The sequence below is a fragment of the Pseudomonas asuensis genome, assembly GCF_014646755.1.
Classification (GTDB): domain Bacteria; phylum Pseudomonadota; class Gammaproteobacteria; order Pseudomonadales; family Pseudomonadaceae; genus Chryseomonas; species Chryseomonas asuensis.
In genome coordinates this window covers 1-14,408 of sequence record NZ_BMNW01000006.1, presented here as the reverse complement: position 1 = coordinate 14,408, position 14,408 = coordinate 1, and the positions used below count along the sequence as shown (strand labels likewise).

Here is a 14,408-nt window from a genome sequence, read left to right as displayed (position 1 = left end):
TATAAAAAGCAGCAAATCGGCAAAAGTAAAATGGTTTTCCCGCCGATACCTTTTCATCAAACGGCCACAGACGGCATTGCTGGAAAGGTTTCATGTCTAAACGCTCAACCGCCATCAGCCCACGTACTCATCGAGTCGTATGGCCTTTTATCTTCATCGTCTGCTTACAGGCGTTGGTGGCCATCGCCAGTCTTAATTTACTGTCCACCGTCAGAGGCTATGTCACGGCTGAAAGCTTGTGGAGTAAAAGCCTGGGCAACGCCATGCTTGCCTTGAATACCTATATCGACACCGGTGAATCCAAGCACTACCAGTTGTATCTCGACTACTTTAAGGTCAATCAGCTCGATAAACAGGCCCGCGATCTGTTGGCAGCAGGAGGCAGTGCCGATAAAGCCTATGAATTGCTGATGACTGCGGGCAATCATCCTGCCGATTTGCCAGGCATGATTCGCCTCTTTCAATGGGCCCATCACATGGACCCGCTTCGACAAGTCATCAATCATTGGCATGTCACCGACCCTTATATGGATGAGCTTCATGCACTGGCTCAAACCGTGTACGCCCGGTCAGCCGATGCATCGCTACGCGACCGTGAACACTGGAAGAAGCAACTCCTTATGCTACACAACCGGATGCTACCGGAAACCATCGCGTTTTCGAGGGTTTTAGGAGAGGCCTCGCGCCACTTCATTCAGATTCTACTTATCATCAACCTTGGAACCGCCTTGTTGCTGATGGGCCTGACAACCTGGCGGATGCATACCCTGATTATGCAGCGGCGCTCCTTTGAGCAAGCGCTCGAAAAGGAAAAAGAGCGTGCGCAGATCATCCTTGCTTCCATTGTCGATGCCGTTATGGCCGTCAATGCCAACGGGCGTCTGGAATACCTCAACCCAGCGGCTGCCCGCTTGATTGGTCATACGCCGGAAACAGCCGTTGGCAAATCTGTCGATACGCTACTGAACCTAGTGGAAGACGACGGCAAACCAGCTACAACCTCTATTAGCACCCGATTATTTGCGGGTGAATGGCAGTCCACTCATGTCACTGCCCATTACACCTTACGCTGCAGTAGCGGTAAAACTCTACCCGTTGCGCTCGCTAGCGCGCCATTAACGCAGGCAACAGGCCAAAGCGGTGCCGTTCTAGTCTTACATGATCGAACCCGCGAACGAGAATACCTTGATCAGCTGGCATGGCAGGCTGCTCACGATCCTCTAACAGGCCTACTTAACCGACGCGAGTTCGAGCGCCGGCTAACGCTGCTGCTTGAGCGAGTTGAAGAGAAGCATGCATCTCTACTCTTCCTTGACCTAGACCAGTTCAAGATCGTTAACGACACAACTGGCCACTTCCAGGGTGACCGTTTACTGCTGCAGCTCTGCACATCCCTGCAAAGCGTGTTGAATCCGACCGATACGCTGGCTCGATTAGGGGGTGATGAGTTTGGCATGCTGCTGGAAAACCACACGCCCGAGGCAGCGGAAGCGTTTGCAGAGCGGTTGCGTCTATTGGCACGCAGCCAGGATTTTCAAGCCTCGGGTCAATCATTCAAGATCAGTCTTAGTATCGGGATTGTCCATCTAGGCGGGCGTAAGCTTAGTAGCGAGGATGCCCTGCGTATGGCGGATCTGGCTTGCTATGCCGCTAAGGATAAAGGCCGCAACCGAATTCAGGTCTATACCTACGATGATCAGGAAATGACACAGCGCCAGGGTGAAATGACCTGGGTGCAAAGAATCCACAAGGCGCTGGAGGAGAATCGCTTCTGTCTGTACGCCCAGCCTATCTATGGGGTTGGACCACAGACCGGCCAAGACCGCCATGTCGAGGTTTTGCTTCGACTGTACGATGAACAGGGGACGCTGATAGGCCCCTTTGCATTTATTCCAGCAGCCGAGCGCTATGGACTCATGGCACTTTTGGATCGCTGGGTGATCAACGAAGCCTTTGCTATTTGTGCATCTATGTCGCCAGAGCTTTTGAGCGTTTGCGCCATCAACTTGTCGGGCTCATCGTTGGGCGATACGTCGCTGATTGAATTCATTCAGGACCGCCTGGCCTTGCACGCTGTTGCGCCCAACCGGATCTGCTTTGAGATTACTGAAACCCACGCCATCGCCAACCTTACCGCGGCCCGAACGTTCATTGAGACGTTGCGCAAGCTGGGCTTTCGCTTCTCATTGGATGATTTTGGCGCAGGGATGTCTTCGTTCACCTACCTCAAGCACTTGCCAGTGGACTATCTCAAGATAGATGGCAGCTTTGTAAAAAATCTGCTGGAAGATCCTGTTGACCATGCCACGGTGGACGTCATCAATCGACTAGGACACCTGACTGGCAAACGCACTATTGCCGAGTTTGCAGAAACACCCACCATTATTGAGGCCTTGAAAGCACTAGGGGTGGATTATGTACAAGGCTATGCCATCTCACACCCGCAGCCATTCACACATGAGGTATGTACTAAATGGGCCGCTGAGTTGTGGAAGGCTGAAGAATCAACCGATGGCATGGCCCCTGCTCAATCCAGTTGACCTCTGGCATGGGCACTCTGCGAGTAGCGGAGTCGACACCCATACCAGAAGTTCTCAGTGCTACTCCTGCAAGGCACCGCTGTTACTGGGTAGGTTATAAGCTAAGGCAGAAAAACAGATAGTTCGTGGCTTAGTAAATCGACTAGTCCATAAAGCGCTTGATTCAGCTAGGGCAATTCTTTATTGTTATGTTATAACATATTGAGATATAGCGTTATGAATGAGCGTGAGTTATTGGCACAGCCTCCCGAATCCTACATGAGCGAGCCTCAGCGTGCCTTCTTCAAACAGCTTTTGGAAACCCAGCGGGAAGAATTGTCTTGCCAGATCGATAGTGAATTTCAGGCGCTACGAACGCTTGAGTATTCTGCAGACGCGGCAGACATCGCGACTCGGGAGGAGCAGCGTCAATGGCAGCTGCGCCAGCTGGAACGGCAGAAAAAGCTGATCGACAAGCTTGATGCTGCTTTGGACCGCCTGGCTCAGGGCACTTACGGCTGGTGTGAGGAAACCGGAGAGCCCATAGGAATTGCACGGCTCTTGCTGCGGCCCACGGCCACTCTGTGTATCGAAGCCAAACAACGACAGGAGCAGCGTGAACGCCATGTCCGCCAGGATTGATCACCTCTCCATGCTATCTCCATTACCTGTAACGGTATTGTCCGGCTTTTTAGGTGCTGGCAAGAGTACTCTGCTGAATCACATTCTCAAAAATCGTGAAAATCTTCGGGTCGCCGTTATTGTTAACGACATGAGCGAAGTGAATATAGATGGCAGCGAAGTACAGCGTGACGTCAACCTGAATCGCGGAGAAGAACGACTTGTTGAGATGAGCAACGGCTGCATCTGCTGTACCTTGCGCGAAGATCTTCTGGAAGAAGTCAGCCGCCTGGCCCGAGAGGGCCGCTTTGATTACCTGCTTATCGAGTCAACCGGCATTTCCGAGCCGCTTCCTGTAGCCGAGACCTTCACCTTTCGCGACGAGCAAGGAGCCAGCCTCGCTGATCTTGCAAGGCTCGACACGCTGGTTACGGTAGTAGATGGCGTCAACTTTCTAGTCGACTATCAAAATGCTGAGAGCTTGATCTCACGGGGTGAAACGTTAGACGAGGATGATGAGCGCTCTATTACTGACCTGCTGATTGAACAGGTCGAGTTTGCAAACGTAATACTGATCAGCAAGATCGATCTGATTAGCCAAGCTGACCGCGAAGAACTTATTGCCATCCTGACACGGCTGAATACCCATGCCCGTATCTATCCAATGATCATGGGCGCCATACCGCTGGATACCATCCTCAATACAGGTCTTTTCGACTTTGAGCGGGCGGCGCAAGCGCCAGGCTGGTTAAAGGAAATGCGTGGTGAACATGTACCTGAAACGCAGGAGTATGGGATTGCCTCCACAACCTATCAGGCACGCCGCCCTTTTCATCCGCAACGGTTCTTCGACTTTTTGAATAAGGACTGGTGCAATGGTCGTCTGCTACGTTCCAAGGGATACTTCTGGCTGGCCTGCAAACCTGAGGAAGCGGGTAGCTGGTCACAGGCCGGCGGGCTTATGCGCCATGGCCCGGCGGGCTCCTGGTGGCGCTTCGTTCCAAAAGCCTCCTGGCCACAGGATGATGAAAGCTTGGCCAATATCATGAAGTCATGGGATTCAGAGGTGGGCGATTGCCGTCAGGAGCTGGTATTTATCGGCCAGAACATTAACTTCAATCAGCTCAATGCTGAACTGGATCATTGCCTGTTGACTGATGAAGAGTTTGCGCTTGGAGCATCCGTCTGGCGCACATGGGACGATCCTCTTGGCGCCTGGAGAGAAGACCTGGCAACAGCCTGACTTCACAATGATAAATACAGCTGCTTCCATACCCCTAGAGGTGAGGAGACCTCTTGGACAACGCTGTCTCGCTAGCGGATAGAAGTATTCAGAGTAACCTTTGCCGTCAACCCTTAGACTAGCTTGGCAGGCAGAGCATTACCCTACTCGTGAAGCTGATCGATCACTCAGCCTTAGCCCGTGTCGATACGTACATCCATAAAGAGGTATTACGTTTTCCAGCAAGTAGCTCGGACATTGTGGCTACGCCTCATAACCAGCGAAGCACAGATCCCCTGTCGCAGCACTGGTTGGACCCTGAGGCGATCCATCTTTCAATAGAGACGCTGACCGACATGGCAGAGAGGACGCTGAAAATGCCTGCCTTGTTACAACAAGAGGCGCTCATAGGCTATTGCGTCAGGGTCGTTCGTGCTGAAAGCCCCTATGCCCATGACGCAATAGCGGAAAGTAGCTGGATCTGAAGCTGGAAATAAAAACATCACGCCTCTGCAGCGATCAGGTCCAAGCATGGAAACGGGCTTGAAGGTTATCATGGGCATTTAACGGGACGTGTCATCCCTACAAGGACTATCATGCGGTTTGTTTGTGTTAATTCGGCGATGCCTGCTCGTCGACTCATGCCTTTATTGGGGCTATTTCTATTATCGATCGTGCCGTTCAGCAGTGCCGCCGAAGCTGAAGAACACACGGCCTATCCGCTCACCCTCAAGAATTGTGGGCATACCCTGACGTTTACCTCTGCGCCCAAGCGAGCCGTCACCTTAGGGCAAGCGAGCACAGAACTGTTGTTGTCACTTGGCCTGGCCGACCGTATGGTAGGAACAGGCATCTGGTTCGGTCCGGTTCAACCCACACTTAAGGCCGACAACGACAAGATTCCCCGGCTTGCCGACAACGCCCCTAGCTTTGAAGCGGTTGCCAGCACCGTGCCTGATCTGGTTGCCGCGCAATACACCTATCATGTCGGCCCAAACGGCGAGGTAGCCACATTCGAGCAGCTGGCGTCCTTAGGCATTCCTGCCTATGTGGCGCCGAGCGACTGTGAAGGCAAGGAAGTAACGGCCACCTCCAATGCAGACGGTAGCCGAACAAAACCCTTTACGCTCGGCCTGATTACCCAGGAAATCCAAGAGCTGGCACGTATTTTTGATGTGCAGTCACGTGGTGAGGTTTTGGTGCATCAACTGGAGCGGCGGCTCGAGCGGGCTGTCGCCGGAGCAAGACAACACCGGCGTTCACCTCAATCAGTTGCTTATTGGTTTTCCAGCTCACGCCTTGAAGGCGATCCCTGGGTAGCAGGTCAACAAGGCGTACCGGCTTATATCTCCCAAGTACTCGGCCTGGATAACATTATTCAGAGCAATGATGAATGGCCTAGCGTAAGTTGGGAACATATTGCTGCGAAGGATCCAGACCTGATCGTCATTACGCGGATGGATCGGCGCCTCTATCCGGCAGACGATGTCGAGAAAAAACTCGCGTTTCTTCGCAGCGATCCTGTCACACGCCAGCTCAAAGCGGTGCGGAATAATCAGATCATCATTGTAGATGCTCAGTCGCTTAATCCATCGATGCGCGTACTAGATGGGATTGAGGCGATCTCCAAGGCTCTGGCTACGTCTCATACCGAGCCCTCCAGATGATCCAACCCTTGTCCGATGACCGTGGCAGACCCTGGCGTTTGCTACTTGCAGTGCTATCACTGGTTTCGCTTGGCATGTCCATCTTGTTGGCAGCGTCTCTGGGTGAGATGCGGATTCCCTTCGAGATTACCTTGAAGGCCATCCTCAACGGCCTGGGCTGGGGAGACTATGCACTCAACCCGATCCAGCAAGGCATCGTGTGGGAATATCGCCTAAGCCGCGCCTTGGTCGCAGCGTCCTGTGGCGCAGGCTTGGCATTATGTGGCGCGATTCTCCAAGCCCTCCTCCGCAATGCATTGGCTGAGCCCTATGTGCTGGGTATCTCAGCGGGGGCGTCTACCGGGGCTGTTGTGGTCATGCTGCTAGGGATTGGGGCAGGCGCCTTGAGCCTTTCACTTGGAGCATTCCTGGGGGCCGTACTGGCTTTTGTACTGGTACTGCTTCTGGCTGCAAAACTTAACAGTGGGCCTACTCGCATCTTGCTGGCAGGCGTAGCAGGCTCACAGCTCTTTAACGCCCTAACTGCATATATTGTATCAACGTCTGCCAATGCGGAGCAGGCTCGTAGCGTAATGTTCTGGCTGCTGGGCAGCCTGGGTGGCGTGCGCTGGCCGGATGTTATCTTGGCAGTGGGTGCTGTAGGCATCGGTCTTGTGGCCTGCCTCTTCTTCGCCCGCACGCTGGATGCGTTCTCGTTCGGTGAGGAAACAGCGGCCTCGCTAGGGGTCCCGGTTACAGCCGTGCGCCTGACTCTGTTTGCCCTAACGGCGCTGATTACCGCTACCATGGTCAGTCTTGTAGGAGCGGTGGGTTTTGTAGGGCTGGTGATCCCTCATGCGGCGCGCTTTTTGGTGGGGCCATCTCATACTCGCCTGCTACCCGCGTCCATTCTATTGGGTGCTAACTTTCTCGTGCTGGCCGATATCGTCTCCCGTACGCTGGTTCCTCATCAGGTTCTGCCTATAGGCGTCGTAACGGCGTTGGTAGGAGCGCCAGCATTTGCACTGATCCTGTATCGCACGAGAACTGCACCATGACGCTTAAGACACACCGCGTCTCCTGGTCCATAGGTCGTCGCCTCCTGGTCGATGGCGTAACACTTGAGATTCCCAAGGGAGGCATCATCGGCCTGATCGGCCCCAACGGCTCAGGAAAGTCTTCTCTACTTCGACTCCTTGCAGGATTACGCACACCTACCGAAGGCAGTGTCACACTGGATAACGACCCTATAAACCGACTGCCCCGCCGAACCGTGGCACGCCGGATTGCCATGGTCGAGCAGCATGCCTCTACCGAGGCTGACTTGTCGATTCTGGAAACAGTACGCCTGGGCAGGACGCCCCATCGCACCGTACTCTCACCGTGGACGTCCAGGGATGATCATGTGGTAGAGCAGGCGCTGCTACATGTAGGCTTGAGCGAGAGCAGGCACCAACGCTGGCATACGCTGTCCGGCGGTGAGCGCCAGCGCGTACAGATTGCACGTGCCCTGGCGCAGGAGCCAACTGAGCTGTTGTTAGACGAGCCCACTAATCATCTTGATATCCAACATCAGCTCGAATTGCTCTCATTGATTCGCCAGCTTCCATTAACCTGTGTTCTGGCCATTCACGACCTGAACCTTGCCGCCATGTTTTGTGACACGCTGGCCGTTCTACATAGAGGCCAGTGCATTACATCAGGACGGCCACAGGATGTGCTTTCTGCCGATCTTATTCATTCCGTCTACGGCGTAAGAGCAGAGGTTTCAACCTCTGCTCACCATGGAAAGCCGCATATTCAATATCTGATCTGAGCGTGTCCGAGCGGGTTAAGCCGATCTCTTAGCCAAGAAAAGAGCAGATCTACCACATGGTATCGTGTTACGCCTGCTGGCAAGAGAGCAGTAGTGAGACTGATCTATCACCTTGGTTATGCCTCCAAAACCGGCGCTTTGTAAAAATTATGTGAAAAGATCATTTAATAACCATTAATCAGACAAATCATGGCTTTTTTATGGTGAAAACAATCACACTCTTGCAAGTAAAGCGGCCTGCCAAGGAACTAATACAGTTTTCGCCCCCCAATGCAGTTCATGTTTGGGCAAGTTGTCTCGTTCTGTTGCAGTGCAGTACTTGTAATGTCCAGCCTTAACTCAGTTACCGTTATGCAGTAAGGACACCTAATGGAATGGTTCCACGTTTTAATCCTTTCACTCATTCAAGGGATTACCGAGTTTCTACCTGTCTCCTCCTCCGCCCACTTGATTCTGCCTTCCCAGTTATTCGGCTGGCCGGATCAGGGATTGGCATTCGATGTGGCTGTGCATGTAGGAACCCTTCTTGCGGTTGTTCTTGCATTTCGCCATGAGGTCCTGGCAACAGCAATGGGCTGGACCCGTCAAATCGTGACTCGCCAATCAAGCCCGGAAAGCAGACTTGGATGGGCAATCATTATCGGGACCATTCCAGCAGCGCTTGCGGGCTTATTATTAGAACACTATATCGAAAGCTACGCGCGTGCGGCGCTGGTGATCGCTACGTCTACCATCGTTTTTGGCTTGATCCTGTGGTGGGCCGATGCGAAAGGTAGCCGTACCCGGGAAATGGAAAGCCTTAGCTGGCAATCCGCATTGGTAATTGGTCTGGCACAAGCGCTGGCGCTGATTCCTGGGACATCGCGCTCTGGTATCACCATGACGGCAGCGCTATTACTGGGCTTTACGCGCCAGGCGGCCGCGCGTTTCTCTTTCCTGCTGTCAATTCCACTCATCCTGGCGGCTGGCGGGCTCAAGACAGTTGAATTGATTCAAACCGGAACCGATGCACAATGGGTCGACATCGCCTGGGGTGTTGGCTTGTCCTTTATTTCAGCGTTGCTGTGCATCAAACTGTTCCTGAAAGCCCTCGACAAGATCGGCATGCTGCCCTTTGTGATCTACCGGCTTGTGCTCGGCGCAGTGCTCTTTGCCCTGTTCCTGTAAGTCATTGCTATAGAGTGGCTTGCCATAGGCGGGCCGCTCACGGAAAAGACTCGTGACTCCCAAAGCACCAGTGCATTTAAAGCAAAACAAAAAACCCGCCGAAGCGGGTTTTTTTCTTCACTATCCCCTGCATCCTGCAAGGTCGCCGTCCTGGCTAGTCAATCATCCTTGATCTGATCGGGCACATCCTGTGCTCAAGTGATGCGCATAGAATACAGAGCAACCTGGACGCACCATAGCGCCGATCCTACCTAATGCGTGTAAGCCTTTTGCTATAGCGAGTAAATGAACCTTGCAGACAAGTAATATTGAGACTATCTGGTTGCATGAGCGACACTAAAGCCTGAGCATTGCAACCTTATAAGCCTCCTCTACCCGAGCCAAGGCTCTTGTCGAGTCAATAATTTATCCAGATCCAGTGTTCATGCTACACGTCAGTTACCGCTAGGCGTCTGACTTCCCTTTAACCAGCAGAACGATTCAGGACGCAGCATTAGTACCTGCCCCTGGGGGATCAGCAAGTGCGGTGCCTGTTCATAAGGAATGCATCCGTACAACGACATCAGTGTCCGAATAATGCCCGCATGAGCGACGAGAACAGTGTCTCGCTTGAGGTCCTCACGGAAATAAGCAAGCCGAAGCATAGCTTGAGCGTAACTTTCACCCTTTTCGAACTGAAAGTTGAAAGCGTCCTCTTTCCAGCGCGTAAATGTCGCAGGGTAGCGACTCTCGATTTCATCCCAACGTAGCCCTTCCCAGGTGCCGAATGAAATCTCAGCAAGACGTTCATCAGCCCTATATTGTTCACCTGGAAGATTGAGCTGTGCCCGGACGATTTCCATTGTCTCACGGGCCCGAATAAGCGGGCTGGATGCAAAATCAAGCGCAAGGGGAGAAGGCAGCAGCCAATTGAGCAAGACGCCTACAGCCTGCGCCTGATCTCGTCCCTTGGTATTAAGTGGTATATCACGACGACCCTGCATGCGGCTCTCAATGTTCCAATCGGTTTCTCCATGCCGAATCACATAGAGCGTTGGGGCCTGAGTAGTCATCATGTCCTTCCTTATCGGATTAATGATCGAAGGAGCGCAAGCCTACAACTTCGCTTCTGCACCTAGACACCTTTAACCCCAGCCATGTAGAGCCCAGCACAACATTAATCGGGCTAAACCTTCTTGATTCAGCCGTACATTGCGCGCCCGCTCAATCAACGGTGAATCGATTCGATCTGTTCCAACAGAATAAAGCCACTGAACTCCACGTGACCAGACGTACACAACACGGGCCATTGTCTGTGGCTAATCAGAACTCTACTTCCATGCCGGTTGCCGCGTTGCGCCAATAGCGACTCTGTTGTAGATCCATCGCTACTTCCTTGGTGCGATCACTGCACCCTATCCATTTGCGGTGTGATGCCTGTATTGGTAACTCACTTGAACAAGGGATAGAGTTGAACCACTACGTTCCGCTTCGGGATTTTTTAACGTCAGAGAAAAGCCAATAATACAAATGGCAGTGATTTCATGGCTGTCCGGTGGTCAGTAGCGAATAGAGAATTCTGCATTACACAGTCGCCTCGGCGATCATTATCTTGATGTCACACGCGTAGCGTGGTGGTATTGGTCATAAGGAATCAAGCATGGCTCCAAGACACGTTATCAATGCATCCGTCAGCCCCAAGGGGAGCCTGGAAACATTATCTCAACGAGAAGTACAGCAGTTAAGTACCGCCGGTTCAGGAAGCGTCTATACGCTGTTTCGTCAGTGTGCCCTGGCCATTCTCAATACGGGCGCCCATAGCGATAATGCCAAGACAATCCTTGAGGCCTATCAAGACTTCGAAGTTCGCATCCATCAGCAGGATCGAGGCGTGCGGCTAGAGCTGATCAACGCGCCGGCCGATGCCTTCGTCGATGGTGAAATGATCGCCAGCACCCGTGAAATGCTATTTAGTGCGCTGCGCGATATCGTCTATACCGAAAGCGAGCTGGAAAGTGTTCGGATCGACCTGAACACGTCGCAAGGTATTACTGATTATGTGTTTCATCTGCTGCGTAATGCACGTACTCTGCGACCGGGCATAGAACCCAAGATGGTCGTTTGTTGGGGCGGTCACTCGATCAGCACCGAAGAATATAAGTACACCAAGCGAGTCGGGCACGAATTAGGCCTGCGCAGCCTCGATATCTGTACCGGTTGCGGTCCGGGCGTCATGAAGGGTCCTATGAAGGGGGCCACGATTGCCCATGCCAAACAACGTATTTCCGGCGGGCGATACCTGGGGTTAACTGAGCCAGGCATTATTGCTGCCGAAGCGCCCAATCCGATTGTGAACGAACTGGTAATCCTGCCTGATATTGAAAAGCGCCTAGAGGCTTTCGTACGGCTGGGCCACGGCATCATCATTTTCCCAGGTGGCGCAGGCACGGCAGAAGAATTTCTCTACCTGCTGGGGATTCTCATGCACCCTGAAAACGCAGGGCTGCCCTTTCCGGTTATCCTGACCGGCCCCAAGAGCGCTGCGCCGTATATGGAACAGCTGCACGCATTCATTGGCGCTACGCTGGGCAAAGCAGCTCAGAATCATTACAAAATCATTATGGATGATCCGGCTGAAGTCGCACGTGAAATGGCAAAAGGGCTCAAGGCGGTTAAACAATTCCGTCGCGAGCGTAACGACGCGTTCCACTTCAACTGGATGCTCAAGATCGAAGAAGGCTTTCAGCGCCCCTTCGATCCGACTCACGAAAACATGGCAAGCCTTGCATTGAGCCGCGAGGTGCCGCCTCATGAACTGGCTGCCAATCTACGTCGTGCCTTTTCAGGCATCGTGGCAGGTAACGTCAAGGACAAGGGAATTCGACTGATCGAGCAACATGGTCCCTACGAGATTCATGGTGATCCGGCCATCATGAAACCGCTGGATTATCTGTTACAAGCCTTTGTTGAGCAGCACCGGATGAAGCTACCAGGCGGTGCGCCCTATATTCCTTGTTATCGCGTAGTTACCTAACAATAGATGCAGGGGGAGCGCATATTCAGTCATGCTCTCCCTCTTTTCAAGTGGATAGAACTGCATAAATCGCCTTGCCGTCATCTCTTTGTCATACCCTTGAGCTTTACTTCGCGATTTATCACTATCCGTTTGGGCTGGCATGGATCAATCGCTGCTTTCAGGCGTTCAATATTCCGACCTTTCTGGAATTCTCTACGGCTTCATCTTTCGTCCCGATGAGCCTGGCGAGCAGATCGATACACTTCGAGTCACTAAGTATCTTGAAGGACTAGAAGAACGGGACGAATTTCTCTGGTTACACCTGAATCTTGGTCATGCAGCCTGTAAGCGCTGGATAATGACTCACTTGGATCTGCCTAACTACTTTTTCGAAATCATGAACGAAGGATCACGCTCGACCCGGCTGGAGCATGTCGACTCTTCCCTGCTTGCCGTCGTCAATGATGTGGTACTTAATTTTGGTCAGGCCTCGTATGACGTGGCTACGCTCTATGTTTGTGCAAATCAGCGCATACTAATCAGCGTGCGTCAGCAACCGCTTCGCTCGGTAGACCGCTTACGCGCTGCAGTCAAAAATGGTGAAGGCTTTCGTTCCCCACTGGAACTACTGATCCATCTGCTACGTGACCAAGAAGAAGTACTCACTCAGATCGTTCGAGAAACTACCTTGAGTGTTGACCGTATCGAAGACCGCCTGCTCTCCACGCCGCTTTCCGACAACCGTGCCGAACTCGGCAATATGCGTCGTACATTAGTACGTATTCAACGCCTGCTGGCGCTTGAACCTAACTCGCTGATGCGACTACTCAATCGTCCGCCTCGCTTTCTTATGGAGGAAGATGTAAGAGCGCTTCGTGCAGCCACTGACGAGTTCTCATTAGTCATCAGCGATCTGGCAGTACTGATCGAGCGGATCAAACTTATCCAGGAAGAAATCGCCGCCCAGATCAACGAACAAACCAGCCGAACCTTGTTTACCCTGACCTTAGTCACGGTACTAGCCCTGCCTATCAATATGGTGGCAGGCTTCTTCGGGATGAACGTAGGTGGTATTCCGCTAGCCGATGCACCTCACGGTTTTTGGATACTGGTTATCCTAGTGGCAAGCTTTACTCTATTGGCAGGCCGCTGGGCATTCAGGAAAAGAAACGATTACTAGGTCTCCATTAGCCTGTAACCAATGGTATTCCATTAATCAGGTCTTTCAGGAAGACACATCGAACACCTAGCCAGCTTAGCGGTAACTGATATCGATCGGAGCATATTCAATAACAATGCGACTGGACAGCATAGCGGCTAAATTATGGCGTAGCCACAGGCCTGAGAAGGATCTTGCACGATTATAATCAGCATTCGTCCAACATGCGGACCACCTGAATACTTCTAACTGGCTCCCTAGGTCCAACGCTGATTTAGCTCATCATTCATAAAGATTTACGAACAAGCTGAAGCGATAAAATTTACAACATAAGTAAGATAGCAGTAACCACATCCACCGGAACTTCGATAAGAGCAAAGATAGAGCACCTATCAAAAGTTCGGCCAAAAGCTGGGAAAGCGCATTTCTTGCATCAGGAAGAGACACATGGGATTACCGCTTCCTACAACTGCATTTAAGGCCAACCAGGGATTTAGAAAATTTTATTCCTACAAAAAAGCCCGCTTTAGCGGGCTTTTTTTAGCGCTCTGATAGAGCAAACTCTGTAAGACTAAATGTTGGAATACCAGCTTCCTGCAAGCGTTTAGAGCCTTGCAACTCTGGTAAATCCACAATAGCCGCCGCTTCAAATACATCAGCGCCCATCCGGCGAATCAGGTTTGCTGCAGCAACAAGAGTCCCCCCTGTCGCAATAAGATCATCTACAAGTAAAACCGAGTCTCCTTGAGACAGGCAATCTTTATGAACCTCGATAACAGAGTCGCCGTATTCAGTGGTATACGTCTCAGTAAGCAACTCGGCTGGAAGCTTTCCTTTTTTACGAAAAAGAATCAAAGGCTTATTTAATGCATAAGCCAGTATAGGTCCGATTAAAAAGCCTCTGGCGTCCAACGCTCCTACATGCGTGAACTCAGCCTCGACATAGCGCTGAATCAAACTATCCACAGTCATTCTTAAAGCACGTGGAGATTGAAACAGCGGGGTGATATCCCGAAAGATCACACCCGGCTTGGGGAAATCAGGTACAGCACGGATGTAAGACTTCAGGTTGGAGGCATCACAGCTCATAACGACACTCAGGTACAAAATTGGCGAAAGCACAGTATAACTGGACTAAACTGGTTTGCCGAATAGAGATGTATTGTCTGATCTTTAGCAGACTTTCATGCGCGCAAAACAAAACCCCCGGGCCGTTGGGCCTGGGGGTTTTGGGTATAGGTGCTTGACGATGAATGCATCGTT

The 14,408-nt window shown here is 52.0% G+C and carries 12 protein-coding genes; 10 read left to right on the top strand and 2 right to left on the bottom strand.

Annotated features, from left to right (window positions below):
* The first annotated feature begins 92 nt into the window (after nt 1–92).
* The 8 genes from IEX86_RS14060 (at nt 93) to IEX86_RS14025 (ending at nt 8,991) form a co-directional block, all read left to right on the top strand.
* On the top strand, nt 93–2,540 hold the full coding sequence (locus IEX86_RS14060; RefSeq protein WP_188866769.1) for an EAL domain-containing protein: 2,448 nt from the start codon (nt 93–95) through the stop codon (nt 2,538–2,540).
* A 216-nt stretch (nt 2,541–2,756) separates the two neighbouring features.
* A complete protein-coding gene (dksA, locus tag IEX86_RS14055; protein ID WP_188866768.1) occupies nt 2,757–3,161 on the top strand; it encodes an RNA polymerase-binding protein DksA in 405 nt (134 codons plus the stop codon).
* 10 nt (nt 3,162–3,171) lie between these two features.
* Entirely contained in the window at nt 3,172–4,383 is a 1,212-nt protein-coding gene (gene zigA, locus IEX86_RS14050) for a zinc metallochaperone GTPase ZigA (protein WP_188867019.1), read from the top strand.
* Between the two features lie 149 nt (nt 4,384–4,532).
* Nucleotides 4,533–4,847 (top strand): hypothetical protein, encoded by a 315-nt coding sequence (locus IEX86_RS14045; protein ID WP_188866767.1) that lies wholly within the window; start codon nt 4,533–4,535, stop codon nt 4,845–4,847.
* A gap of 138 nt (nt 4,848–4,985) precedes the next feature.
* Nucleotides 4,986–6,029 carry an ABC transporter substrate-binding protein gene (locus tag IEX86_RS14040; RefSeq protein ID WP_188867018.1) on the top strand — a complete coding sequence of 348 codons (1,044 nt, stop codon included), beginning with the start codon at nt 4,986–4,988 and terminating at the stop codon, nt 6,027–6,029.
* Entirely contained in the window at nt 6,026–7,066 is a 1,041-nt protein-coding gene (locus IEX86_RS14035; protein WP_188866766.1) for a FecCD family ABC transporter permease, read from the top strand. Before IEX86_RS14040 ends, IEX86_RS14035 begins: the two co-directional genes overlap by 4 nt.
* Nucleotides 7,063–7,824 (top strand): ABC transporter ATP-binding protein, encoded by a 762-nt coding sequence (locus tag IEX86_RS14030; RefSeq protein WP_188866765.1) that lies wholly within the window; start codon nt 7,063–7,065, stop codon nt 7,822–7,824. The genes IEX86_RS14035 and IEX86_RS14030 overlap by 4 nt, the downstream gene beginning before the upstream one ends.
* Before the next feature lie 369 nt (nt 7,825–8,193).
* Nucleotides 8,194–8,991 (top strand): undecaprenyl-diphosphate phosphatase, encoded by a 798-nt coding sequence (locus tag IEX86_RS14025; protein ID WP_188866764.1) that lies wholly within the window; start codon nt 8,194–8,196, stop codon nt 8,989–8,991.
* 434 nt (nt 8,992–9,425) lie between these two features.
* On the opposite strand, the gene IEX86_RS14020 is transcribed toward IEX86_RS14025, so the two are convergent.
* A complete protein-coding gene (locus IEX86_RS14020; protein ID WP_188866763.1) occupies nt 9,426–10,046 on the bottom strand; it encodes a histidine phosphatase family protein in 621 nt (206 codons plus the stop codon).
* Nucleotides 10,047–10,630: 584 nt separating this feature from the next.
* Between IEX86_RS14020 and ppnN the strand changes: the two genes are divergently transcribed.
* Nucleotides 10,631–12,004: a nucleotide 5'-monophosphate nucleosidase PpnN gene (gene ppnN, locus IEX86_RS14015; RefSeq protein WP_188866762.1), complete on the top strand. Its 1,374-nt coding sequence runs from the start codon at nt 10,631–10,633 to the stop codon at nt 12,002–12,004.
* A 142-nt stretch (nt 12,005–12,146) separates the two neighbouring features.
* Nucleotides 12,147–13,166 carry a transporter gene (locus tag IEX86_RS14010; RefSeq protein WP_188866761.1) on the top strand — a complete coding sequence of 340 codons (1,020 nt, stop codon included), beginning with the start codon at nt 12,147–12,149 and terminating at the stop codon, nt 13,164–13,166.
* 519 nt (nt 13,167–13,685) lie between these two features.
* Here IEX86_RS14010 and IEX86_RS14005 read toward each other — a convergent pair.
* On the bottom strand, nt 13,686–14,234 hold the full coding sequence (locus tag IEX86_RS14005) for an adenine phosphoribosyltransferase (RefSeq protein ID WP_188866760.1): 549 nt from the start codon (nt 14,232–14,234) through the stop codon (nt 13,686–13,688).
* Nucleotides 14,235–14,408 lie beyond the last annotated feature (174 nt).